The 23100-nt window shown below is 61.9% G+C and carries 24 protein-coding genes; 16 read left to right on the top strand and 8 right to left on the bottom strand.

From position 1 onward, the window contains the following. Positions 1-51 precede the first annotated feature (51 nt). A complete protein-coding gene (locus YH3_RS08735) occupies positions 52-1239 on the top strand; it encodes a nitric oxide synthase oxygenase (RefSeq protein ID WP_082920553.1) in 1188 nt (395 codons plus the stop codon). 6 nt (positions 1240-1245) lie between these two features. Here YH3_RS08735 and YH3_RS08730 read toward each other — a convergent pair whose 3' ends face one another. Both YH3_RS08730 and YH3_RS08725 read right to left on the bottom strand, forming a co-directional pair. Further along, the gene (locus tag YH3_RS08730) at positions 1246-2631 is read right to left on the bottom strand and encodes a CitMHS family transporter (RefSeq protein WP_003944372.1); all 1386 of its coding nucleotides are present in this window, start codon (positions 2629-2631) and stop codon (positions 1246-1248) included. A gap of 93 nt (positions 2632-2724) precedes the next feature. Continuing rightward, positions 2725-3777, bottom strand: a complete 1053-nt coding sequence (locus YH3_RS08725) for a tripartite tricarboxylate transporter substrate binding protein (RefSeq protein WP_007726742.1) — start codon at positions 3775-3777, stop codon at positions 2725-2727. Between the two features lie 112 nt (positions 3778-3889). Between YH3_RS08725 and YH3_RS08720 the strand changes: the two genes are divergently transcribed. Both YH3_RS08720 and YH3_RS08715 read left to right on the top strand, forming a co-directional pair. Beyond that, positions 3890-5542 carry an ATP-binding protein gene (locus YH3_RS08720; RefSeq protein WP_238592548.1) on the top strand — a complete coding sequence of 551 codons (1653 nt, stop codon included), beginning with the start codon at positions 3890-3892 and terminating at the stop codon, positions 5540-5542. Further along, on the top strand, positions 5539-6222 hold the full coding sequence (locus YH3_RS08715) for a response regulator (protein ID WP_003944308.1): 684 nt from the start codon (positions 5539-5541) through the stop codon (positions 6220-6222). The genes YH3_RS08720 and YH3_RS08715 overlap by 4 nt, the downstream gene beginning before the upstream one ends. Positions 6223-6246: 24 nt before the next feature. Here the strand turns inward: YH3_RS08715 and YH3_RS08710 are convergent, their stop codons facing one another. Further along, a complete protein-coding gene (locus YH3_RS08710) occupies positions 6247-7821 on the bottom strand; it encodes an AMP-binding protein (protein WP_039972740.1) in 1575 nt (524 codons plus the stop codon). A gap of 222 nt (positions 7822-8043) precedes the next feature. Here YH3_RS08710 and YH3_RS08705 point away from each other — a divergent pair, with 222 nt between their 5' ends. The 5 genes from YH3_RS08705 (at position 8044) to YH3_RS08685 (ending at position 13109) form a co-directional block, all read left to right on the top strand. After that, positions 8044-8589 carry a hypothetical protein gene (locus YH3_RS08705; protein WP_003944299.1) on the top strand — a complete coding sequence of 182 codons (546 nt, stop codon included), beginning with the start codon at positions 8044-8046 and terminating at the stop codon, positions 8587-8589. 126 nt (positions 8590-8715) lie between these two features. Further along, a complete protein-coding gene (locus tag YH3_RS08700) occupies positions 8716-9912 on the top strand; it encodes a Rieske 2Fe-2S domain-containing protein (protein WP_058038551.1) in 1197 nt (398 codons plus the stop codon). A 51-nt stretch (positions 9913-9963) separates the two neighbouring features. Then, complete coding sequence (locus YH3_RS08695) at positions 9964-11145, top strand: acyl-CoA dehydrogenase family protein (protein WP_064443265.1); 1182 nt, start codon at positions 9964-9966, stop codon at positions 11143-11145. Positions 11146-11184: 39 nt separating this feature from the next. After that, a complete protein-coding gene (gene bphC, locus YH3_RS08690) occupies positions 11185-12096 on the top strand; it encodes a biphenyl-2,3-diol 1,2-dioxygenase (RefSeq protein ID WP_007726736.1) in 912 nt (303 codons plus the stop codon). Positions 12097-12326: 230 nt separating this feature from the next. Further along, positions 12327-13109 (top strand): IclR family transcriptional regulator, encoded by a 783-nt coding sequence (locus YH3_RS08685; RefSeq protein ID WP_007726735.1) that lies wholly within the window; start codon positions 12327-12329, stop codon positions 13107-13109. A 1-nt stretch (position 13110) separates the two neighbouring features. Here YH3_RS08685 and YH3_RS08680 read toward each other — a convergent pair whose 3' ends face one another. Then, positions 13111-13812, bottom strand: a complete 702-nt coding sequence (locus YH3_RS08680) for a PadR family transcriptional regulator (protein WP_003944324.1) — start codon at positions 13810-13812, stop codon at positions 13111-13113. Positions 13813-14052: 240 nt separating this feature from the next. On the opposite strand from YH3_RS08680, the gene YH3_RS08675 reads away from it, so the two are divergent. The 3 genes from YH3_RS08675 to YH3_RS08665 all read left to right on the top strand — a co-directional run bounded on the left by YH3_RS08675 (position 14053) and on the right by YH3_RS08665 (position 15297). Then, entirely contained in the window at positions 14053-14553 is a 501-nt protein-coding gene (locus YH3_RS08675) for a flavin reductase family protein (RefSeq protein ID WP_007726733.1), read from the top strand. Between the two features lie 112 nt (positions 14554-14665). After that, positions 14666-15052: a nuclear transport factor 2 family protein gene (locus YH3_RS08670; RefSeq protein WP_003944423.1), complete on the top strand. Its 387-nt coding sequence runs from the start codon at positions 14666-14668 to the stop codon at positions 15050-15052. After that, positions 15052-15297, top strand: coding sequence for a hypothetical protein (locus tag YH3_RS08665; protein WP_003944366.1), 246 nt, complete (start codon positions 15052-15054; stop codon positions 15295-15297). The genes YH3_RS08670 and YH3_RS08665 overlap by 1 nt, the downstream gene beginning before the upstream one ends. On the opposite strand, the gene YH3_RS08660 is transcribed toward YH3_RS08665, so the two are convergent. Continuing rightward, positions 15270-15755, bottom strand: coding sequence for a flavodoxin family protein (locus YH3_RS08660; RefSeq protein WP_064443264.1), 486 nt, complete (start codon positions 15753-15755; stop codon positions 15270-15272). The two genes, YH3_RS08665 and YH3_RS08660, sit on opposite strands and share 28 nt — an antisense overlap. 119 nt (positions 15756-15874) lie before the next feature. On the opposite strand from YH3_RS08660, the gene YH3_RS08655 reads away from it, so the two are divergent. Both YH3_RS08655 and YH3_RS08650 read left to right on the top strand, forming a co-directional pair. After that, complete coding sequence (locus YH3_RS08655; RefSeq protein WP_238592547.1) at positions 15875-16309, top strand: nucleotidyltransferase domain-containing protein; 435 nt, start codon at positions 15875-15877, stop codon at positions 16307-16309. Further along, positions 16306-16929, top strand: coding sequence for an AAA family ATPase (locus tag YH3_RS08650; protein ID WP_064443262.1), 624 nt, complete (start codon positions 16306-16308; stop codon positions 16927-16929). Before YH3_RS08655 ends, YH3_RS08650 begins: the two co-directional genes overlap by 4 nt. Positions 16930-16960: 31 nt before the next feature. Here YH3_RS08650 and YH3_RS08645 read toward each other — a convergent pair whose 3' ends face one another. Next, a complete protein-coding gene (locus YH3_RS08645; RefSeq protein WP_064443261.1) occupies positions 16961-17581 on the bottom strand; it encodes a TetR/AcrR family transcriptional regulator in 621 nt (206 codons plus the stop codon). Between the two features lie 91 nt (positions 17582-17672). On the opposite strand from YH3_RS08645, the gene YH3_RS08640 reads away from it, so the two are divergent. Then, the gene (locus tag YH3_RS08640; protein ID WP_080726744.1) at positions 17673-19043 is read left to right on the top strand and encodes a cytochrome P450; all 1371 of its coding nucleotides are present in this window, start codon (positions 17673-17675) and stop codon (positions 19041-19043) included. 72 nt (positions 19044-19115) lie between these two features. Further along, positions 19116-19358, top strand: a complete 243-nt coding sequence (locus YH3_RS08635) for a hypothetical protein (protein WP_064114255.1) — start codon at positions 19116-19118, stop codon at positions 19356-19358. Positions 19359-19415: 57 nt separating this feature from the next. Here YH3_RS08635 and YH3_RS08630 read toward each other — a convergent pair whose 3' ends face one another. Then, positions 19416-20687, bottom strand: coding sequence for an EAL domain-containing protein (locus YH3_RS08630; protein WP_082920578.1), 1272 nt, complete (start codon positions 20685-20687; stop codon positions 19416-19418). Positions 20688-20923: 236 nt separating this feature from the next. Beyond that, positions 20924-21235, bottom strand: coding sequence for an STAS domain-containing protein (locus tag YH3_RS36640; protein ID WP_231916151.1), 312 nt, complete (start codon positions 21233-21235; stop codon positions 20924-20926). A 423-nt stretch (positions 21236-21658) separates the two neighbouring features. Between YH3_RS36640 and YH3_RS08620 the strand changes: the two genes are divergently transcribed. Next, on the top strand, positions 21659-23092 hold the full coding sequence (locus YH3_RS08620) for an FAD-dependent oxidoreductase (protein ID WP_064443260.1): 1434 nt from the start codon (positions 21659-21661) through the stop codon (positions 23090-23092). Positions 23093-23100 lie beyond the last annotated feature (8 nt).

Genomic DNA, 23100 nt, shown 5'->3' with positions numbered 1-23100 from the left:
CGCCGAGCTAACGTTCAGCGAAATCTCAACCAGCCAAACAGGAGTCGTGCCGTGGATTTTGTTCGACAGGACGAATTGCCCACCGATAGCGGGCTTACGTCCCAGATCGCCTCCACTACCCCGACGCTGACCGAGCTTCAACGTCGGGAACTCGAGTGCGTCGAATTTTTCGACTCTCCGGAACTGGGCCACCTCCCGACGTCTCGGCGGCGTGAGGCCTTGCGTGAACTCCATCGGACCGGCACCTACACGCACACAGCGGAGGAATTGCTCGTCGGCGCCAAACTCGCGTGGCGAAACCACGCCAGGTGCGTCGGTCGCGCGCATTGGCGGACCCTCAAACTCATCGACGCGCGCGATGCCGTCACGGCTTCCGCTCTCGCCGAAGCATGCTGGGAGCACCTGCGACTGTCGACCAACGGCGGCGCTCTGCAGTCGGTCGTGACGGTCGGACCACTCCCCCGCGAGGACGGTCAGGAGTGCCGAATCCTCAGCCCGCAACTGATCCGCTACGCCGGCTACCGGCAGCCTGACGGCACCATTCTGGGCGACCCGTGGCACGTCGATCTGACTGCTCAGGTCACCGCGATGGGGTGGAAGGGCGCCGGTACGCCGTTCGACGTTCTCCCCGTACTGATTTCGGTCCCCGACGAACCCCTGCAGTACTTCGACGTCCCGACCGACCTGATTCTCGAGGTCGAGATCGAGCATCCCGAATACAGCTGGTTCGCTGATCTGGGGCTTAAATGGCATGCCGTCCCTGCGGTCTCGGACATGAACCTCGACATCGGCGGAATCGTTTATCCCTGCACGCCGTTCAGTGGTTGGTACGTCAGCACCGAGGTAGGCGCACGCAACTTCAGCGACACCGATCGCTACAACATGTTGCCCACCATCGGAGCGATGATGGAGCTCGACATGAGCCACGACCGCACGCTCTGGAAGGACCGCGCACTGGTCGAACTGAACCGTGCAGTTATCCACAGCTACCGCAAGGCCGGCGTCATCATGGTCGACCATCACACTGTCGCAAAGCAATTCATCGATCACATCGCGCGTGAGGACAAGGCCGGGCGCAAGTGCCCGACCGACTGGTCATGGGTGAACCCGCCCATGTCCAGCTCGCTCACGCCGACGTTCCACCGCCTGTACGACGAGCCCGATCTCGACATCCGGCCCAATTTCGTGACAAAAAAGAAGAAGGGCACCGACCAAGGCCGGTGCCCCTTCCACAACTGATCGCGCTCAGAAGGGGATCTGCCCCAATCCGACGCCGACCACGAGCATCGTGATCGAGATCAGGCCCGCTCGCCACAGAACCTTCTTGTGGTGATCCGCCAGAGAAACACCGGCGAGTGTGACCAGTAGCAGGATCGCCGGGACCAGCGGGCTCTGCATGTGCACGGCCTGCCCGGTGATCGAGGCGCGCGCCATCTCCACCGGCTCGATGCCGTACTGCGCTGCAGTCTCGGACAGCACCGGCAGCACACCGAAGTAGAACGCGTCGTTGGTCATGAAGAACGTGAGCGGGATACTCAGGACGCCCGTGATGACGGCGAGGTGCGGGCCCATCGCGTCGGGGATGACCTGAAGCAGCCACTCTGCCATCGCCTCGACCATGCCGGTTCCCTGGAAAACGCCGGTCAGCACCGCTGCTGCCAGCACCATCGCGACCACCGAGACGATGCTCGACGAATGGCGTGCGATTGCTTCACCCTGATCCTTGACCGCCGGGAAGTTCACCGCGAGGGCGATCGACGACGCGATCATGAACAGCACCGGGATGGGCAGGATGTCCATCACGAGTACGACGAGAAGGATCGTCGTCAGCGCAGCGTTGAACCAGAGCAATTTCGGCCGCAAGGTGTCCCGCTTGGGGTCGAGGCCGTCGATGAATCGTCCGGTGTCGCCGCCGTCGTCCTCGGAGTCGTTCGAGCCGCCGGTGCCGGCGCTACCGGTGCTGGAACTTCCACCGTTTCCGACCTTTTCGAGGATGCGCTCAGAAGTCAGGACCAAAGTCCCGATCCTGCGGCGCTCCATGATCCCGAGGTGAATCGCGAATCCGAGCACCATGATCAGGCCGACGATCAACGACGGCACCATCGGCACGAACACGTCGGAGGGCGAGAGTCCCAGCGCGCTCGCGGCCCGGACGGTCGGGCCGCCCCACGGGATGATGTTCATCGTCGCGTTGGACAGGCCGGCGATCACCGTCAGAACGACGGGACTGACACCGAGTTTGAGGTAGAGCGGAAGCAGCGCCGAGGTCACGATGATGAAGGTCGTCGAACCGTCTCCGTCCAGCGAGACCACCATCGCGAGCACTGCGGTTCCGACCACGAGCCTCATCGGATCGTCTCGCACCATCCGCAGGATGAGCTTGACCAGCGGATCGAAGAGGCCGACGTCGATCATGATTCCGAAGAAGATGATCGCGAAGAACAACAGCGCCGCGGTGGGTGCGAGCGACTTGATGCCGTCGGTGATCATGTCGCCGATTCCGAGGCCGGCCCCGGCAAGTAGTCCGAAGGCCACCGGAACCAGAGTCAGTCCCACCACCGGGGTCGCGCGTTTGGTGAGAATCAGGAACATGAACACCGCAACCATGAGGAAGCCGAGTGTGACGAGCATGATGAACTCCTTTAGTGCTGAATTGCCGAGAAAAACGGCACGGCAAATCGAGCCGGTGACCTTCGTGGAGGTGAAACGAAACTTCGGTAGTGCTCAGTTGATGCCGGGCGGATCGAGTGTTGCGTCGACGAACCGGGATTGATCGGTGAGGAATGCGGAGAACTCGGGTTCGGTGAGAACTGCACTGTTCCAACCGTTTCGGCGAGACAGCTCGTTCCAGCGCGGACTTGCCGCCAGATCCCGCACCAAATTCTGCAAGTGCTGACGCTGATCGTCCGTCAGGCCCGGCGGCGCCATGAGGCCGCGCCAATTGGTGAACGTGACGTCGACGCCAGACTCCGCCATCGTGGGCGCATCCACCGCCGGGGTACGGGCCGGCGAGCTGACCGCAAGGACCCGAACCGTGCCTGCCGCAATCTGATCGAGGTACTCACCGATACCGGTGGCGGCGACGTCGACCTGCCTCGTGAGCAGTGCGGGAAGCAGTTCGCCGCCGCCGTCGTAGATGCGGTACGGGGAGCGCGACGGATCGACGCCGACCGCCCGTGCGAACAGAAGGCGGAACAACCCGTCCGGTCCACCTTCACTCGAACCACCGCCGATCGAGATCGACGACGGATCCGCCACCCAGGCCTGCGTCAGATCGGCGAGAGTTTTGTACGGTGAATCTGCTGGAACCAGTAGCGCTTCCGGTTCTTCGACGAGTCTCGCAATCGGTGTCACGTCGGCAAGTGTGTGCTCGGACGGCAGTATCTCGAGCGAACCGAGAACTCCGAGCCCCATGACCATGAGTAAGTCGGGATTCCCGCTTTCGAGAGCCAACCGGTTGAGTCCGACGATGCCGCCCGATCCGGGCAGCACAACGACGTCGGCGTCGACGGTCCCTTCGTCGGCCAGTGCTTGCACCATGGTCCGGGCGGTCAGGTCGTAACCACCACCGGCCACCGAGGGCACCAGCACGCGCAGTTCTTCGGAACTCTCACCCGCTCGGCCACCGGCGACGAAGGACTCGACCGGAGTGCATCCGGTCGAGAGCACGAGAGTCATCGCGCAGGCACCGAGCAGGGCGATATGCCTGCTCAGCCGCTTCGATGTGCTCATGGCTTCGTCCTTGTCTGCCGGTACCGATGTGTGAACAGGTTTCATACTGACGCACTTTGTGACTGGGGTCACCATTGGGAAAGCAAATTGATTTGTGCTCATTGTGCTCACGAACGGCCGCTTTCCCGGCATCGAACTGAAGGCTAGGGTCTGGCTGGTGTCCTCAGGAAACGAGCAGGCGGAGCGAGAGAGCAAGTCGTCTCTGTTTGCCCGGCTGGTTCGCCGCCGGCACACTCTGGCGACACAACTTCTCGAACTGCAACTTCTGATCGTCGTTGCAGTTCTCGTGTGCGTCACCGCCCTCTCCCTCGCGCAGTCGTCCGCGAGTTTCCAACGCGAGGAGGGACGTCGCGCACTCTCGGCAGCGGAATCGCTCGCAGCCAATCCGGCAGTACGCGAGCTACTCCCCCAGGCGCAGACCCGTCTCCGCTCCGGACTACAAGGTTCGGTCGACTCGGTACGCGCCATCTCGGGCGTCACCTACGTCTCGCTTGCCGACGCCGACGGCAGTGTCGTCATTTCGACGCGTCCCGGTGATGTCGGCATCGACGCACGTCAGACGGAGGATCGGTCGTGGACGGGTTTGGTCGACACGCCCTCCGGCAAGGCCGTGGAGGCGCACGTTCCGATTCTCGGCAGCGAAGGAGCGATTACCGGAACCGCGATCGTCGGCATCGAGTACCCCTCGATCTGGACACGGCTGCTGCAGTCTGCACCGAATCTCCTGGTATACCTCGCGGTGGCATCCCTTCTCGGCGGCGTCGGGTCGATCCTGTTGGCCCGCAGGGTAAAACGGCAAACCCTCGGCATGGAAGCCGGCGAGATCCTGGACCTGGTTCGCCAACGTGAAGCAATGCTGCGCGGTCTCAAGGAAGGCGTCATCGCATTCGACGCGCAGGGAAAGGTGGTGCTGATGAGCGACAGTGCCCACAAACTCCTCGACATCCCACGCGGCAGCGCCGGTAGATCGGTGCGGGACCTCGGTCTCGACGACCGCCTCCAGAGTGTACTGACCTCCGGCACAACCGAATCCGATCAGTTGGTTCTTGTCGGCGATCGCCTGCTCGTCCTCAACACCGTCTTGATCGAATCGAAAGGCCGCACCATCGGGTCGGTCACCACTTTCCGCGACCGCACCGAATTGCGCTCCGTGGAAGAAGAACTCGACGTGACCAAAACCAGCACCGACGCACTACGCGCCCACATCCACGAGTTCGACAATCAACTGCACACCATCTCCGGCCTCATCCAGCTCGGCGAATACGACGAGGTGGTCGGCTACGTCGAGGGTCTGACCATGGAGCGCGCGCAGGTCAGCGCGACCGTGACCGAGAAGATCGCCGACGTCGGCACCGCCGCACTCGTGATCGCCAAGATAGGTGCTGCTGCACAGGGGTTGGTCACGGTCGAGCTGGCGGCGGACACGCATCTGGAACCGGTGGACCGCAGACTCGGACGAGATCTCGTGACAGTGGTCGGAAACCTCGTCGACAATGCCGTCGACGCCGTCGGTGAGATGCCGGAAGCCGCGCGCCGCAAGGTTCGGTTGTCGATTCGGGGCCGTGGCACCGCGGTCGAAGTGCGGGTCGAGGACGCCGGCCCCGGTATCGCGCCGGAGAATCGCGACAGGGTGTTCGGCCAGGGTTGGAGCACCAAGGGACAATCGAGTGACGGACACGGTTTCGGTTTGGCGCTGGTGCGCCTGACGTGTCGTCGGCGGGGCGGCGACGTCACCGTGAGCACTCGTTCGGCAGAGGACATCGAGTGGACTGTCTTCAGCGCAGTCCTACACGACGGAGAGGGCGCATGATCCGGGTACTGGTGGTCGACGACGACTTCATGGTGGCGAAGGTGCACAGCGGATTCGTCTCACGGATAGACGGTTTCGAAGTGTGCGGCGTTGCCCATTCGGCCGAGACCGCGCTGGCCGCAGTCGGTGAGTTGCAACCCGACCTGGTGCTTCTCGACGTCCACCTGCCCGGCACCACCGGACTCGATCTGATCGCCCCGTTTCGCGAGCTGGCACCGGAGCTGGATGTTCTTGTCATCACTAGTGAGCGCGAGGCCGGCTCGGTCAAGAAAGCGCTGCGCAGCGGCGTCGTGCATTACCTGATGAAGCCCTTCACGTTCGAGGTTCTCCGTGAGCGTCTCGAGCGTTACCGATCGACATATGCGAATCTCGACAGCTCCGGCGAAGCAGAACAGGAGGCGGTGGACGAGGCTTTCGGCGTGGCAGGTGGCGCGACAACGGCGTCGTCCCTCAAGGGTCTACCGAAAGGACTCAGTCCTGAGACCCTTCAGCTGGTCGAGGCAGCACTACGAGACGAAACCGAACCCGCCTCGGCCACAGACATTTCCGAGAGGGTCGGCATCTCACGCGCGAGCGCGAGGCGCTACCTCGAATACCTCTACGAAACCGGGCGGTCCACCACTTCGCTGAAATACGGAGTGGTGGGCCGCCCGGAACGTCGTTACGTCTGGAAACGCTGACCCTTCGCTACACGACGCTGGTTCCTAGACCGCGCGGGCGCTGGTCTCCCAGTACCGCGCGCGCAGCGCCTTCTTGTCCAGCTTGCCTAGCGGTGTCAGCGGGAGTGATTCCACGAAGTCGATGCTCTTGGGAGCGTGAACCGAACCCTTGGCTGCCTTCACCTTGTCGACCAGTTCCTCGGTGTCGACGGTCAGTCCGGCACGAAGTACGACACAGGCCTTGACGGCTTCGCCCCACTTGTCGTCCGGCACACCGACTACCGCCACCGACGCGACGGACGGATGCGCCGAGATCACGTCTTCGATTTCGCGGGGGAACACGTTGAAACCACCGGTCACGATCATGTCCTTCTTGCGATCGACGATGGACATGAACCCGTCCTTGTCCTTGCGCGCGATGTCGCCGGTGTGCAGCCAACCACCCCGGAACGCCTCGGCGGTTTCGGCCGGCTTCTTCCAGTAGCCCTTCATGATCAGCGGGCCACGGACGCAGATCTCACCGAGTTCTCCCTGCGGCACCTCGTTGAGGTCGTCGTCGAGCAACCGGACGTCGAGCCACGGCACCGGACGCCCACACGTGGCGAGGCGGGCCGGATCGTCGGCGAGGTGTTCTTCCTTGCGCAGCACCGAGATAGTCATGCCGCACTCGGTCTGACCGTAGAACTGGAAGAAGATCTGACCGAACTTCTTGATGCCCTCCTGCAGTCTGGCGGGAGACATCGCGGACGCTCCGTAAAACAGCGTCTGCAAACTCGAGACGTCCCGCTTGGGCAGATCGGGGTGGTCCATGAGCATGTAGATCATGGTGGGCACCAACATGGTTGCCGTGATCTTGTGCTTCTCGATCGCTTCGAGCACAGCACCTGGCTCGAAGGCAGGCAGGACGATCAACGCACCGCCGCGCAGCAAGGTCGGGATGAAGAACGCTGCACCTGCGTGTGAGAGTGGCGTGCAGATGAGGAAGCGGTTGTCCTCGGGCCACTGCCACTCCGACATCTGGATCTGATTGAGCGCAGCACCCGAACGGAAGGATCCGACAACACCTTTGGGCTTGCCGGTCGTTCCACCGGTGTAAACCATGCTGCTGGCGTCTTCGGCGTCGACGTGCGCTGCCTTCAGCGGCGCGGGCTCGAACGTGGCAGCCAGCGCGAGGATGTCGATTCCCACCTCGGACGGCCCCATCGAGAGCACGTTGGTCAACGAGGGTGACGACGCCTTCAACTCGGCGGCACGCTCTTCGAAGGCATTGGGATCGAAGATCAGCGTCTCGATCTCGGCGTCGTCGACGATGTACTTGTGGTCGTCGAGCGATCCCATCGGGTTCAAGGCGCTCGCCCGGCAGCCGGTGATCATGGTCGCGCCCATACTGATCAGAACCTCGGGGCGATTCTTCGACAGCATCGCGGTGCTGGTGCCCTGAGTGATTCCCAAAGACGCGAGCGCCTGGGCGAAGCAGCTGATCTGATCGCGCATCTGACCGCCGGTGAGGATCACGTCGCCGAGGTACAGCGCGGGCTTGTCGTGATTGCGTTCCAGAGCGGTGATGAGCAGGTCCGGACCGTATACCGGTCGGTGCAGGTCAGCGAACTCGTCTGTCATCTGGTCTTCCTTCTGCTCGGCGCGTGCAGTCATCGAGATGTGCTCCCGGTCACGGATACGATATCCAGAATTGCACAAAACTGGAACAGGTTCCACCTCTTCGATCGAATCCGAGAATGCTCCCGATCAGCGGGAAGCCCGTCGTCACCCGCGAGAGCGGTGGTTAGCGTCGATGTACCCACCGAGACGACAGCGTCTCGGTCGCGTCCAACGGAGAGTGTCATGACTACCAACCTCGGTACCGCCCACTTCACGGCAACTGCTCCGCGTACTGCCACCACGCTCCTCTCCGATTTCGACTCGTTGTACGGCACCGTGCGCTCGGCACCCGACGGGGCCGTCGTCGAGCAGGACGTCGTGTTCTTCGGACGCCCCGATCCCGGCGCACTGCTCACCGGATCCGTGAGGGCGCTGAGTTCGACACTCGAGCGGATCACCGAATACCACGACCAGACCGGGCATCTGGTGGCCGAGGTCTTCGTCCGGGAAGCCCCGACAGCGGGCACCGGAACCGATTCCGTTGCCGCCCTTGCTGATTTCGCTGCTCGTCGTTACGGCTCGGCGTCACTACGACGCTTCCGCGGACGTTGCACCGCGACTTCCACGGGAACAGATCTGCACTGCTCCGTGACAGTGCTCGCGACGTACGAGAAGGACCACGAGAGCGTGGCCGACGTAGCTCTGGTCGCCACCGATCCCGCTGGGGTCGTCACTGCCCGGGCCTGGGCGACTTACGCGATCGACGATGTGGCGACACTCGCGAGCTGAATCTCTGCAGGTCACCGAGTAGGCGTTCCATCCAGCGGGAACTGCCGTATCTCCAGCGGACGCTTCGTCGTTGTATGAGACGGATCACATCACTGGAGCGTCGCAAGACGCGGCTCGGAGGAAGACATGGCACTCGGAACCGGCCCACTCACCACTACGGACACCCCGACGCAGACGGGCGCCGGCGAGGAAATTCGAGAAATCGAAGCGGCAGCGCCTCCCGCACGGTTCGCACGTGGATGGCACTGCCTCGGACTGAGCAATACCTATCGCGACGGTCAGCCCCACCAGATCGAGGCATTCGGCACCAGCCTTGTCGTCTTCGCCGACAGCAAGGGCGACATCAAGATTCTCGACGCATACTGCCGCCACATGGGTGGCAACCTTGCTCACGGAACCGTCAAGGGCGATTCGATCGCCTGCCCGTTCCACGACTGGCGTTGGGGCGGTAACGGAAAATGTACGGCGATCCCCTACGCACGACGCGTTCCGCCGCTGGCCAAGACGCGGGCATGGATCACTCTCGAGAAGAACGGTCAGCTGTTCGTCTGGCACGATCCCCAGGGAAATCCCCCGCCCGCCGAGGTCACGATCCCCGACATCGAGGGCTTCGGAAGCGATGAGTGGAGCGCCTGGAGCTGGAACACGCTCACCATCGAAGGCTCTCATTGCCGCGAAATCGTGGACAACGTCGTGGACATGGCCCACTTCTTCTACGTTCACTACTCGTTCCCCAAGTACTTCAAGAACATCTTCGAAGGTCATGTCGCGAGCCAGTACATGGAATCGGTGGGACGTGAGGACGTCATCAGCGGCACCAACTACGGCGATCCCAACGCTGTGCTCCGTTCGGATGCTTCATATTTCGGACCGTCGTACATGATCGACTGGATCAAGAGCGAAGCCAACGGGCAGATCATCGAGACCGTCCTGATCAACTGCCACTACCCGATCTCGAACAATGCGTTCGTCCTGCAGTACGGCGCGATGGTCAAGAAGCTACCCGGTATGGACGACGAGTCCACTGCCGCGATGGCCGCGCAGTTCACCGAGGGCGTCGAGATGGGATTCCTTCAGGACGTGGAGATCTGGAAGAACAAAGCTCCGATCGACAACCCCCTGCTCTCCGAGGAGGACGGCCCGGTTTACCAGTTGCGTCGCTGGTACAACCAGTTCTACACCGACGTCGAGAATGTCACGGAAGACATGACGAAGCGCTTCGAATTCGAGATCGACACCACCCGCGCAGTGGAGAGCTGGAAGCGGGAAGTCGCCGAAAACGTTGCCGCACGCGACGCCCAGGCACTCGAGACAACCTCCTGATCCGCAGTCGAAAACACTGCTGAGACAACCAGACTGGATGCAAGGAACAACATGACGTACGAAGTGCTCGAACAGATCAACGCGATGGCCGACGACATCTTCGCCGAAGGCATCGAGGCCGAGCGGATCGGCCGGGTGGCCGACGACACCGCCAAGAAGATGAAGGCAATCGATTCCATCCGCATGCTGCAGCCCAAGGAGCATGGCGGCATGGAGGCGCATCCGCGCGAATTCGCCGAAACCGTCATGCGCATGGCTTCACTGAACCCGTCGGCCGGCTGGGTCCACGGGATCGTCGGAGTTCACCCGTGGCAACTCGCGTTCGCGGATCCCAAGGTGCAGCAGGAGATCTGGGGATCCGATCCCGACACCTGGATGGCATCGCCGTACATGCCCGGCGGAATGTGTATCCCCACCGACGGCGGCTACAAGTTCTCCGGTCGCTGGCAGTTCTCCTCCGGTACCGACCATTGCGACTGGGCATTCCTCGGCGCGATGGCGTGCGACAAGGACGGCAACATGGAGATGCCGCCGCGCATGCTCCATGTGATCATTCCGCGCACCGACTACGAGATCATCGAAGACTCGTGGGATGTCATGGGACTTCGCGGCACCGGCTCCAAGGATCTCGTAGTCAAGGATGCGTATGTCCCCGATTACCGCGTCATGGACTGCGACGAGGTCATCGACGGCACGGCAGTGCGCAAGTACGGGCGCACCGAGACGCTGTACCTCATGCCGTGGTCGAACATTTTCCCCCTCGGAATCACCGCCGCCACGATCGGCATCTGCGAGGGAATGCTCTTCCACGCCAACGAGTACCAAGCCGATCGCATCAACGCGCAGGGCACGGCGATCAAGGACGACCCGTACACCTTGTTCGCCATCGGTCAGGCAACCGCCGACATCCGGGCTGCGCGCGACACCCTGCTTGCCAACGTCGACCGCATGTGGGATCGAGTGGACGCTGGCAAGGAAGTGACCTTCGAGCAGCGCGCGGAGGGACGTCAGACTCAGGTACAGGCCGCCTGGCGCGCCGTCAACGCAATCGATCAGGTCTACCCACGCTGCGGTGGCAACGCATTGCGGATGGACAAGCCGCTTCAGCGATTCTGGCGCGATGCTCATGCTGGACAGCATCACGCAATTCACGTGCCGAGCACCGTTTTCCACGCCGCATCACTGAGCCGTCTCGGCGCAGACCCGCAGGGTCCGCTGCGGGCGATGATCTGATCAGACTTCGACACAAGAAATCGACAGGAAAAAGACACGATGACACGCACTGACATCAAGGGACTTGGCTACGTCAAGATCTCGACCAACGACATGGCACGTTGGCGCACTTTCGCTTTCGACGTTCTCGGCTTCGCCAAGGGCAGTGGGCCGGACGAGAACGCGCTCTACCTACGACTCGACGAGCGTGCTGCTCGCATCGTCGTCGTCGAGGGTGAGCGCGACGAGATCGTCAACATCGGTTGGGAGGTCGCCGACCACGCCGCACTGCGCCGCGTTCAAGAAGCACTCGAGAAGAACGGCACCGAGGTCGAGCAGCTTTCGCTCGCCGAAGCAGATGCTCGACGGGTCGAAGAGGTCATCGCCTTCACCGATCCCGGCGGAGCAGCCATCGAGGTCTTCCACGGAGCGATCCTCGACCACAGCCCCGTGGTGACGCCCTTCGGCGCTCGATTCGTCACCGGCTCACAGGGTCTCGGCCACGTCGTACTCCCCGTCATGGACAGTGCTGCGAGCTTCGACTTCTACACCGAGGTGCTCGGCTTCTACCCGCGCGGCGCCTTCCGCCTGCCGGCCCCGCCTGAATTCGGGCCGCTGCGAATCCGTTTCATGGGCGTCAACGAGCGTCACCACAGCTTGGCCCTGTGCCCGGCACCGCACGGCGGCGCACCCGGCCTGATTCACATCATGGTCGAGGTAGACACCCTCGACGCCGTCGGCCAGGCACTCGACCGCGTGATGAAGGACGGATTCTCCGTGTCGTCGACCCTGGGTCGTCACACCAACGACAAGATGATCTCCTTCTACGTCCGCGCACCTGGCGGCTGGGACATCGAGTTCGGCACCGAGGGCGCGAGGGTGGATCAGGACTCGTACTCCTCCGAGGAGATCACCGCTGACAGCTACTGGGGCCACGACTGGTCCGGAAGCGAACCACTGGCAGCTATGTAGTACCCGCCGGTGGCGATCAATACCTGCCGGTGGCGATGTAATACCTGCCAGTAGTTAAACGACGAGGGGGTTTGCGCGAGCATTCGCGCAAACCCCCTCGTCATTTCCACCGCGACGCGCCCGAAAACAGACCGGTGATCCACTTCACAAATCCGTAACTCTATGACACTATTTCTAATTGAAATAGCCAGTTCACTGGTTGTGGAGCTCTAAGAGAAGTGAGGTACACGATGACACTGCAGGCTGTGGATGCTTTAGGCGCCGATTCGGCCCCGACAGCAATTCTCGATCGCGTCTCGCTGGTTCTCGACGCCTTCGACGGTCCCGGCAGGTTGACGCTCGCTCAAGTCGTTCGGAGCACGGGCCTTCCCCGCTCGTCTGCCCACCGCATGCTCGAACGTCTCGTCTCGATGCGTTGGCTGCGTCGCGACGGCCGTGACTACGAACTCGGTATGCGCCTCGTCGAACTGGGATCGCTCGCGGTTCATCAGGACCGCCTCCACGCTGCAGCCATGCCCCTTCTCCACGAGCTCTACCGAGTCACCGGATTTGTGGTTCACCTCGGCATCCTCGACGGGCCCGATGTGGTCTACATGGAGAAGATCGGCGGACGCCTCGCCGCCGCAGTGCCGACGCGTGTCGGTGGTCGACGCCGCGCCGAGACCACTGCGATCGGTCAGGCACTGCTCGCGTTCGGTTCGCCGAAGTCCTCGGGCTACGCACTGCCCCACCTCGCCAGAATCCGCGAGTCCGGGGTGGCCTTCGAATCCGGAAACGGCCTACCGGGATTCAGCTGTCTTGCGGCACCGATCGGCCCCATCGGCCGCGCCGTCGCCGCGGTATCCATCTGCGCGCCGTCGAAGGCCCTCCGCCTCGACCACGTCAGCGCAGCGCCGGTCCGTATGGCGGCCGCTGCCATTTGGCGAGGCATCGACGGCGGATCGCTGAGCGTCACTCCGACTTTGCAACGTCGTCATCTGCTGCGCAACATGCCGACCGCAGCCGGGGCCTGACTCAGATACTCGAACCGTTGCCGGTGAGCCCGGCTTGCTCGAGCGCCAACACGTACTCCTCGACGTTCTTCCATTTGCCAGGCGTCGAGGGCAACGGTGATCCCAGTCGGTCGTGCTCGGCGACGTTCGCGAACTCGGCGGTCGCACGATCGATGTCGTCGAGCAGTTCGCGAGCAAGTTCGATCTCGGCTCGGAAGTACCGTTCCGACCATCGCAACGTCATGACCGGGAACGACCAGGCCGGCTCGTTCTCGGCATGATCTGCGTGGAGTTTCGCGCGTCGAATCTGCTCTTCGACATTGGCGATGTGGGCTTCCACCAGCGCCTTCAGTCGCTCGGGCTCGTTGAGGTGTCCCATCCACAGACGCAACATCACACCGTGCTTGAGCACCGGAACTTCCACCGGTGCCTCCCGTGACCACGTCCGGACGGCGTCGGTTCCTGACTGAGTAATGGAGTAAAGGCGCTTGCCTCGCACCCCTGGTTCGGAGACGACCCGGGACTCCACGAACCCGATGCTTTCGAGCTTCTTCAGTTCTGCGTACACCTGGCTGATGGACGGACTCCAATAGAAGAAGCCGACACTCCAGTCAGCCCACTTCTTCAAATCGTTTCCGGTCAGCTCCTCCCCGAACGTCAGCATCCCGAGCACTGCCCAGCTGGTAGCGGGAAGTCCTCGGGACACGTCATCAGGTTCGGACATGCCCGAAGTCTAACAATCACTGGTCATTTGCTGGTTTCGTAGAATCCGAACGGACCGCTGAGCGGGATCAAATTTGCTCGAAACCCCTCCACCTGCCACTCGGTCGGTCCTGACCCGTGCCGAGAAGCCATTGCTGCCATTGAGTGGGACTGCCGCTGGATTACGGCCGCGGCGCCACACATCGTTGCTTCTGAAGCTGTTTGCAGAGTTTTGAACAAAAGATTTGAACAAGGAGACGACATGACCGTGGAAAACGCCGAGCCGCCAGTTCTGGACGGACGCACACTTCGCAACGTGATGAGCAATTTCTGCACCGGCGTCACCGTCATCACCGCTCACGACGGAAATTCACCCCTCGGTTTCACCTGCCAGTCCCTGGTCTCGGTATCGCTTGATCCCCCGTTGCTCTCGTTCTGCCCGGCGAAGACGTCGACAAGTTGGCCGAAGCTTCGCGAAACGGGAACTCTCTGCATCAATGTTCTCGCCCACGATCAGCAGGACATGTGTTCGGCGTTCGCTCGCGGCGGGACGGACAAGTTCCTCGGCGTCGAGTGGGATGCCGCCGGCAACGGTGCTCCGGCGCTGAGCGGCGCGCTCGCCCGCATCGAAGCAACGGTCGAGCAGGAGCACGACGCCGGTGATCACACCATCGTCGTCGCACGCATCACCGATCTGAACGTGCTGCGCCACGACGGTCCGCTTCTGTTCTACCGCGGCGGGTTCGGACGCTTCGACGCCTGAGTGCTCAGGCTGTCCCGCTGCGTGGGAGATGCCGGCGCCGAATCGAGCCCGCACCGATAGCGTCCGAAGTAGTAGTCAGACCCTGAACTTCTCGACTGATCGGACTAACTCGATGACCACTCTCGAACCAGACACCACGGCCGCGATCACGGCGACGGTTACCACCTACCTCGACGCCGTGGCTCGCGGATCGTCAGCGGACATCGCCGCCCTCTACGCCGAGAACGCGACGCTCGAAGACCCTGTCGGCAGCGAACCCCGCGTCGGCAAGGCCGCGATCACCGAGTTCTACGGCGCTCTCGAGGGCGGTTCGCAAGAGACAGAACTGCTTACCTTGCGGGTGAGCGGATCCAGCGCGGCCTTCCACTTCCGCGTCGTCACACCGGTGGGCGATCAGGTCTACGAGGTCGAACCGATCGACGTCATGACTTTCGACGAGGACGCCAAGATCACGAGCATGCGCGCCTTCTGGTCACCGGCCGATCTGATTGCACGCTGATGCGTCAGGTCAGTTGCCGCAACTGCGGAAATCGCGTCCTCGTCGAGAAGTACAGCGAAGCGCACACCAGCGTCCAATGGCTCGAAGAGTCGCAGGAAGTGTGCCCGGAGTTGGGTCGCGTGAACAGCCGTGCCAACGCTCAACGGACGTGTGGCGCTCTGCGCCAGACGATCAACGACCTTGCCGACGCCGGTGAGCTGGAGATGAGCCTGCGCAGCTACCCGGTGCCGGGCAAGCTGTCCTGAACGCTTCCGCGTAGCATTTCGGCGAACATGCGCGCCGATTCCAAGTCGTCGGCGTTCGGCCGCCCCTTCCGGATACCGCCGAACGGCTTGAACGGGAGATAGGTATCCCACGCACGGGACGAGAAGGCTGCGACCACATCGAAGCCCTTCTGTTCGAGCAACTGAACCAGTGGACGCGAGAAGCGATGAATCCCCTTGTCAGGAAAACCACTGGTGGCGAAGACAAAAGCCTTGGATCGCCGTTCTTCGGGGAGTGCCTCGACGAACGAGCGTAAATCTGCGTGGTACGAGCGTAGGTAGATGCCGGAGCCGAACCCCACCAGGTCGTAGTCGGCGAGCTGCGCGGCGTCGATGTCACCGGGCTCGACCACGCGAGCATCGAGAACTTCTTTGATGACGTCGGCGATCAGCTTCGTATTGCCATGGGAGACAGAGGTACACACGATGATTGCTTTCATCGGCTGAGTTCTCTCATTTTGGACATACGCATCCCTCCGCCTGGTTTGTCACTGACAGTTCCAGGATAGAGGCCCCGGCGAAGCTACGGAGAAGGGTGGCGATGGGGAATGATGCCGGTATGTCAGCAAGGTTGAAGGGACGAAGACGTGCGGTGAACGCGCTGCTCGTCGACGTCGAACGATGGGCCGCTGAGCACGATGACGTCAAAGCTGTAGCGCTGGTCGGGTCCTACGCGCGCGGCGCGGAGCGTATGGCGAGTGATCTTGATCTGATGATCCTGGCCGACGACGCGAACGCGCTCGCAAATGAAGACTGGTTCGACCGGCTCCGCCCCGACGCGCGATTCATCAGAGCCGCCAACTGGGGGCCAGTCCGAGAACGACGCTTCCGCCTACGGTCCGGCCTCCTCGTCGAACTGCATTTCGCGAGCGAGAGCTGGGCCGACCTTCCGCTCGACGCGGGCACTCGACGCGTCCTCGAAGACGGCCACCGAATCCTGTACGACACCGGGCCTCTTCGCGTCGCTACGAGCGCGGGAAGAACTGCTCGATGAGCACCAAGACGGTCTTCGAGACCTTGGCCGCCGAAATAAACGCGCTGCGCGGCTCTCCCGTCGTCGCGATCGACGGCGTCGACGGGAGCGGCAAGACGACATTCACGAAAAGTCTTGCAGCACAGCTGAATGAACGCCCCGCCATTGTGATTCACGTCGACGACTTCCTCAATCCGCCGGAGATTCGCCATCGCAGAGGTCGGCTGTCACCGGAAGGCTTCTGGCTCGACAGCTACGACTACGACGCCCTCGAGCGTCATGTTCTCGCCCCTCTGAGACCGGGAGGTGACCGCGAGTACCGACCACGACGGGACAGCGACGCGTACTTGCATGCAGCCGACGGAGCCGTGGTCCTCGTCGAGGGACTCTTTCTGCATCGGGACGAATTTGCTTCCCGATGGGACTATTCGATCTTTCTCGACGTGCCCTTCGAGATCACCGCCGAGCGAATGAACCTTCGCGACGGAACGAACGCGGATCCGGAACACCCGTCGATGAACCGTTATGTCGGCGGCCAACGTCTGTACTTCGCGGCTGCAGAGCCCTGGACCCGCGCGGACAGTGTCATCGACAATTCAGACCCGAAACTGCCTCGAATCACGACACATGCCGCCCACTAGAGTTGGCAGTCCGCATCGCCGGCCCCGCGTTTCATCGGTGCGCTGTGGATGTGAATTGGAAGGTTGCGGCATCCACGATCTCAGCGGGCGTGATGTCGATTTCGCCGTTGAGCCAGGCCGTCACCAATTCGGCCAGGCCGCCCACGAACAGTAATCCGTTGATCTCACCCTGATGGGGAGGCCAAGCTCGATCGCCGTACAAGAGCGCAGCCTCGTCGGCCACCATCTGCGCGAACCCACGCAGCGCTCCCCGCCGGTGAGTGCGCAGCGGCTCGTAAGCCACCGACTCGACCATCGCGACACGCCCTTTTCGAGGATCGTCCGTCAGGATGTTGACGAACGAAGCAATGGCGCTCCGCACGCGCTCCTCCCGTGTCCCCTCGGTCGTTCGGAGTGCAGCCATTCCGGCCACGCGCACCTCGTCGACGATTCCGTCGAAAACCTGCTGGAGGAGTTCGTCCCTGCTGGCGAAACTCTCGTAGAAATATCGCTCTGTCAGCCTGGCATGCGCACAGATGGCGGTCATGGTGGCACCCTGCCGGCCCGCGGCCGCAAACACGTCCAGTCCTGCTGCGAGCAAGCTTTCACGCCGAAGCGCGGCCCGCTGCTCACCACTCAGACCGGCATATCGACGGGGTGTGGGAGAAGCCATGAGTCGATCTTGACAGACGACGCGACTGTGACGCAGACTACCCCCATCTGACAGGCGCCACTGTCAGATGCAAACGGAAGGCAGGTACGTGATGTCGAAAATCCTGGCCGCTCCACCCATCCGGTCGCAGTTGCGTCCCATCTCAGGCAACTCGGGACTACCCGGAATAGGGCAAACTTTCGAATACATCCGCGACCCTCTCGCTCTGATGCAAAAACGCTGGGATCGTTACGGCGAAGTCTCGTGGTTCTCGATGGCCGGTAGACGATGGGTCGCAGCCCTCGGGCCCGACGCATGCCAAGAAGTTCTCCAGAACAAAGACCGCGCTTTTGTCAACAGCGACGGGTGGTCAGTGCTCATCGGTCCCTTCTTTCACGGGGGTCTGATGCTTCTCGACTCCGAAGAGCACCTACGACAACGACGCATCATGCAACAAGCCTTCACGAGATCGCGTCTCGAAAAGACCGTGGACGTGCTGAATCCCGCGATCGCCTCCGCGCTCGACGCCTGGACTCCGTCCGATGGCTTCCGCGCCTACACCGCTCTCAAAGCTCTCACACTCAACCTCGCGACCGACATCTTCATGGGCGGCGCGGAAGGGACCACTGAAAGCGAAATCGACTCTGTGAAAAAAGCTTTCGTCGATTGCGTGCAAGCTGCAACCTCGGTGATCCGTTATCGAGTTCCCGGCACCAGATGGAAGCGCGGCCTCGACGGGCGCCGAACCCTCGAAAACTTCTTCCGCCGCTACCTACCTGCGCGCCGTTCACGCGAAACCGACGACCTGTTTTCCGTTCTCTGTCACATCGAATCAGACACCGGACAGCGCTTCAGCGACGGCGAGGTGATCGATCACATGATCTTCCTGCTGATGGCCGCACATGACACCTCCACCATCACCATCTCGACAATGATGCAATATCTCGGCCAGAATCCTCAGTGGCAGAACAGATGTCGGGCGGAATCACTCGCACTGAGTACGTCGACGCCGAGCTATGCCGAACTCGACCAACTCGCCGGCTTGGACCTGGTGATGAAAGAATGCCTCCGACTCGTCGCTCCCGTGCCGGTCATGGCTCGCCGAGCGGTGTGTGACACCCAGATACAGGACCACTTCGTACCCGCTGGGACCTACGTGTCAGTGGTGCCACATTTCACTCACCACATGCCGCAGTACTGGCCCGACCCCGAACATTTCGATCCCGAACGTTTCGCGGACCACCGACGTGAAGACAAGGTGCACCGGTATGCCTGGGAACCGTTCGGTGGAGGCGTGCACAAATGCCTCGGCATGCACTTCGCCGGCGTCGAAATCAAAGCGATCATGCACCACCTGCTCACACGCTTCGATTGGCAGGTCGCGCCCGGCTACACCGCCCCTCTCAACTACATGTCCTTGCCGTTCCCCTCCGACGGACAGCCGATCGATCTGAAACCACTCACGACTTCTCATGACCGGTAGCGACCGAACAGACGTCAGGATCAACTCGCACATGACTACCGGCACAGACGCTTTCGAAATCCAGAGGAAAACATGAGCACTCGGCCTGCCCGAAACCGGCATGCACGCGCTGCTCCGAAACCAGAGGTCGTCGCAGCGGCGGAGTTCCTACTCGCAGAATCCGACGCCCATGTCTTCCGTCGCCGCTATCTCGAACTGCTCACCCACACCACAGCACCGGATGGCGCAACCGTCACGGACTACACGGTCGCCGAAAGGTATCTACTCAACTCTGCAGCAAAGAGACGTGCTGCGCGGCGCCCGGCCAATCCTTAGCCACGATCGCCGGTCGGGCAGCGCTCGCGGCGAACGTCGAGAACCTCGGCACCGGTTTCACGAATTCGTCGTGGGGTAACGACGAAGAATAGAGTGCGCTGCCTGGGTGACGGCGGTGCGATCGTAGGTTTGCACGAAGTCGAAGGTCCGCTCGAGATCTGGACCGTTGTCATGAAGATCTCGCGCCGACAGCATCGCCGCATGGTGCGGTCCCAGAGTGACGACCGTCCACTCGTTGACGAGATCATCACCCGGGTCGAGCGGCGCGTGTTGAACTTTACCGTCGAGCATCACGGACAGTCCGACACCGTAGACACCGGCAAACCCTACGGTGTCGGCGAGGTGACGCCACCGTGCTGTTGTGGATGCGGTGAAATGCTCGGCTTGTTGAAAGGTGCCCAGAACAAGCATCGAGGAACCCGATGTGGCGGCTTGCGCTTCGAGGGACTTGCTCAGTTGGATCAACAGACGCTTGGTACCGCGCCGGATCCGGCTGTGAGCAGACACGATCGAGTAGGGAGTGCCCACCTCGGGGATGGGATCACTCCACACCGGACTGTCGGGCATCGCGACGACCGGTTCGGACAACAGTGAACTCGGATCGTCGACTGCGGGATACAACTCACCCGTTCCGTATGTGGCTCCGATGGTGATTGCGGCAAGACGGGACGATTCCGAGTCGACACCCTCGGCAAGGATAATCGCGTTCGATCGCTCGACGTAGGCGCCGAGCGCGTGCACCGTCGTTCCCACTTCGAAATATGCTGCCTTGGAAAGCAATTCAGCGGAAGTGATAATGATGTCGGGTTCGACCAAAGACAGAAGTGTCGCCGAGTGCCTGTCGATGCCGACACCGTCGAGTGCAATCAGACGCCCGCCCGCGCGGGCTTCTCTGATCACTGCCAGAGAGTTGTGGGGATCGGTAAGCACCGATGCGCTGTCAACCGTGATGACGATCCGTTGCAGATTTCTCGTCGCTCCTTCGATACCAGGAGCGTTAAGAGCTGCTCGGGAAGCCGAGTCGACTGCCACCAGCAACGGCAGGCGATCCGCGACGGTGCATGCGAGTGCAGTACGGGACATGGCCAGTTTGTGACTGTCGAATTCCGAGCGTTGCTGCATCAATTGCGAGGCGCGACGGAGGGCATGCGCCGAACACAGAGAGGAATTGTCAGGCCCACGCAATTGCAACTCGGCGCCTGCAAGTGCGCGGTCGTCGAGGCGGCGTATCGGTGCGAACTGCATGCTTACTTCCAGACCAATCACATCGGAGAACTGGGTGATCGGAGAATTCGACGATGTCGAACCGTTGCTGGTGTCATACGCCATGGTGTGGCTCTTCACTACGAGTCGGGACCACCAAGCGTTCATGCGGCCGGACGCGTCGATGGCAGCGCCGGCTGCTCGACACCGAACGAGACTACCGCAAATCTCGGCGCAACCCGGTGACGACAACCTGATCCCGCGCCGCAAAGTGCACATCGACACGCAGATCAGACCAGATACCAAGTCAACGCGTATCGAGCACTGCTCACTTCACATCGTTCGTGGGAGTTGTTTCCGGCTCAAGCACCGAGAGCATCAGCGGTCGACGTGGCAACGCCCGCAATGAGTTCGGAGGCGCCGAGAGCCTGAAAGATCATGAAGACCGCTCGCGTCGGGGCAAACAAGCGAATGCGGTTGTTGCCACGCCCCGCAGCATCGACAACGGCATTCGCCACTCCGGACGACATGAAGGTCACGCCGGAGAGATCGACGTGAATATCGGTTCCGACCAGGAGAAGTCGGTCGAGCGCGTGCACCAATTCCACCCGCTGACCCATGTCCAATTCTCCGGCAAGTCTCAGTACCGCATACGAAGGGGTGTAGCTTTCCACGTCGATACTGTACCGATGCCCTTCTCGGCCGGCGCTGTCAAAGAGATCGAGAACATTTGCAGCTGAAGAACGTTCGTTGATCGTAGTCATGAAAGCCTCTTGTCTGGACTCGGCGTGCCCCACCGCCCGAATCAGCGATGAATCACTGTGCGTCGGATAACCAACCGTGTCGGTCACTGCGTTCCAGACGAACTCTGCCACCGGCAGGTTTCGCCGACACAACCACATCTATAACGCTAGGGTCTCGAAAACGTCACAGCGCGATATCGCACTTTTGGCGCCACCCCCGACGCACTGAACCGCTACCTCGCCTGGCCCCCGACGTGCCTGCGGGGCGACGTCTCTGCGGCGTCGACCACTGGCTTTCTCGCTCATCGGGAAGGTGGGTTCGCCGCACCACCATTCCGCAATACCTTCTGTGACATGGATAACATTGTCGACGTACTCGTCATCGGATCGGGCGCTGCCGGATCGGCCGCAGCGCTCCAAGCGCACGCCGACGGCGCATCGGTCGTGATTCTGGAAAAGAGCGGACCTGATTCCGCGGGCGGCAACACTCGACTGTCCGGCAGTGGATGGTTCGTCAACCAGGACCCCGCTGCCGCCCGAACCTTCCTGCGTTCGTTGAACGGGGAGTTCCCCGTTGCCGAGGACGTCATCGATGCCTGGGCCGAGAACACTCACGGACTGTCCGACTGGATCCGCAGTCTGGGTGCAACTGTAGCGATGACCGGCGATTTCCATTCCGCGGCAGAGTTCGCCGAACTTGACGGAAGTTCTTGTTACGCAGGGATGGACACCGTCGAAGGGAAGATGGGCAATGAACTTCTCTACCGGTTCCTCGTCTCCGCTCTCGCTGAACGCGGCGTCACAACACTATTCGACACCGAAGCCACCGGACTGCTGACGGATGAATCCGGAGCGGTGACCGGAGTCGAGATCCGTTCGGGTGAAAAGACTTCGCAGATCCAGGCACGCCGGGGCGTCATCCTTGCCACCGGAGGATTCGAAGCAAATCCGACGATGGTGCGCGACTACTTGCGTCTGGAGAATCCGAAGATCTGGGGCTCACCATCGGCAACCGGCGACGGTCACCGCATGGCACAGGCCGTGGGCGCCGATCTGTGGCACATGAACAACATGATGACCATTACGGGAATTCCCGGCGACCTCGAAAATCCGACTGGATTCTTCCTCGCACTGTGGAACGCGCACAACTATGTGTTCCTCAGCCGGGAAGGTAGACGCTTCACCGACGAGTCAGCCGAAATGCGGCATGGTCATGTGTTCAGAGAGGGTTCTTACCAACACTTTCCGGTGCAACCGATGAACGTCGTCTTCGACGAGACGATGAGGTTGGCCGGACAGCTGAGCCCCGGCCGCGACGCACTGCCCGTCGGCCACAGGGTTCTCGACGAAGGGTACGAGTGGAGCTCGGACAATCAAGCCGAGATCGACAAGGGATGGATCCTAAAGGCGGACACGCTCGCCGAACTCGCCGAGAAACTCGGACTGGACCCAACAGTCGTGGAAACGAGCGTGCGACGCTACAACGAGGCGTGCGCGGACGGCATCGACCATTCGTTCGGCCGCAATCCCGAAACTTTGGCCCCGGTGGCTACCGCTCCGTTCTACGCCGTCTCCGGGTCGCCACTGCTGGGATGGAGTAACGGTGGGCCGCGCCGCGACGGTCATTCCCGCGTACTCGATACTGCCCGCAATCCAATTCCTGGCCTCTACGCCGCGGGCGCGGTCAGTTCCACCTACAGCGCGGCCAAGGACGGCGGATTCCACATTGCCGACGCCTTCGCATTCGGCCGTGTCGCCGGGGCCCATGCCGCCGCGCGTAAAGCTTGATATCGCCG

Origin of the sequence: Rhodococcus sp. YH3-3 (assembly GCF_001653035.1) — a bacterium.
Taxonomy (GTDB): domain Bacteria; phylum Actinomycetota; class Actinomycetes; order Mycobacteriales; family Mycobacteriaceae; genus Rhodococcus_F; species Rhodococcus_F qingshengii.
The sequence above is the reverse complement of the archived record's forward strand: the minus strand, read 5'-3'. Positions and strand labels throughout refer to the sequence as shown.

Bases quoted from the DNA above. Each gene is read 5' to 3' on its own strand.
- YH3_RS08730 (WP_003944372.1), bottom strand. From the start codon at position 2,631: ATGCTCGTCACACTCGGCTTCCTCATGGTTGCGGTGTTCATGTTCCTG.
- YH3_RS08725 (WP_007726742.1), bottom strand. From the start codon at position 3,777: ATGAAACCTGTTCACACATCGGTACCGGCAGACAAGGACGAAGCCATG.
- YH3_RS08715 (WP_003944308.1), top strand. From the start codon at position 5,539: ATGATCCGGGTACTGGTGGTCGACGACGACTTCATGGTGGCGAAGGTG.
- YH3_RS08710 (WP_039972740.1), bottom strand. From the start codon at position 7,821: ATGACAGACGAGTTCGCTGACCTGCACCGACCGGTATACGGTCCGGAC.
- YH3_RS08705 (WP_003944299.1), top strand. From the start codon at position 8,044: ATGACTACCAACCTCGGTACCGCCCACTTCACGGCAACTGCTCCGCGT.
- YH3_RS08700 (WP_058038551.1), top strand. From the start codon at position 8,716: ATGGCACTCGGAACCGGCCCACTCACCACTACGGACACCCCGACGCAG.
- YH3_RS08695 (WP_064443265.1), top strand. From the start codon at position 9,964: ATGACGTACGAAGTGCTCGAACAGATCAACGCGATGGCCGACGACATC.
- bphC (WP_007726736.1), top strand. From the start codon at position 11,185: ATGACACGCACTGACATCAAGGGACTTGGCTACGTCAAGATCTCGACC.
- YH3_RS08685 (WP_007726735.1), top strand. From the start codon at position 12,327: ATGACACTGCAGGCTGTGGATGCTTTAGGCGCCGATTCGGCCCCGACA.
- YH3_RS08680 (WP_003944324.1), bottom strand. From the start codon at position 13,812: ATGTCCGAACCTGATGACGTGTCCCGAGGACTTCCCGCTACCAGCTGG.
- YH3_RS08675 (WP_007726733.1), top strand. From the start codon at position 14,053: ATGACCGTGGAAAACGCCGAGCCGCCAGTTCTGGACGGACGCACACTT.
- YH3_RS08670 (WP_003944423.1), top strand. From the start codon at position 14,666: ATGACCACTCTCGAACCAGACACCACGGCCGCGATCACGGCGACGGTT.
- YH3_RS08665 (WP_003944366.1), top strand. From the start codon at position 15,052: ATGCGTCAGGTCAGTTGCCGCAACTGCGGAAATCGCGTCCTCGTCGAG.
- YH3_RS08660 (WP_064443264.1), bottom strand. From the start codon at position 15,755: ATGAAAGCAATCATCGTGTGTACCTCTGTCTCCCATGGCAATACGAAG.
- YH3_RS08655 (WP_238592547.1), top strand. From the start codon at position 15,875: ATGTCAGCAAGGTTGAAGGGACGAAGACGTGCGGTGAACGCGCTGCTC.
- YH3_RS08650 (WP_064443262.1), top strand. From the start codon at position 16,306: ATGAGCACCAAGACGGTCTTCGAGACCTTGGCCGCCGAAATAAACGCG.
- YH3_RS08645 (WP_064443261.1), bottom strand. From the start codon at position 17,581: ATGGCTTCTCCCACACCCCGTCGATATGCCGGTCTGAGTGGTGAGCAG.
- YH3_RS08640 (WP_080726744.1), top strand. From the start codon at position 17,673: ATGTCGAAAATCCTGGCCGCTCCACCCATCCGGTCGCAGTTGCGTCCC.
- YH3_RS08635 (WP_064114255.1), top strand. From the start codon at position 19,116: ATGAGCACTCGGCCTGCCCGAAACCGGCATGCACGCGCTGCTCCGAAA.
- YH3_RS08630 (WP_082920578.1), bottom strand. From the start codon at position 20,687: ATGGCGTATGACACCAGCAACGGTTCGACATCGTCGAATTCTCCGATC.
- YH3_RS08620 (WP_064443260.1), top strand. From the start codon at position 21,659: ATGGATAACATTGTCGACGTACTCGTCATCGGATCGGGCGCTGCCGGA.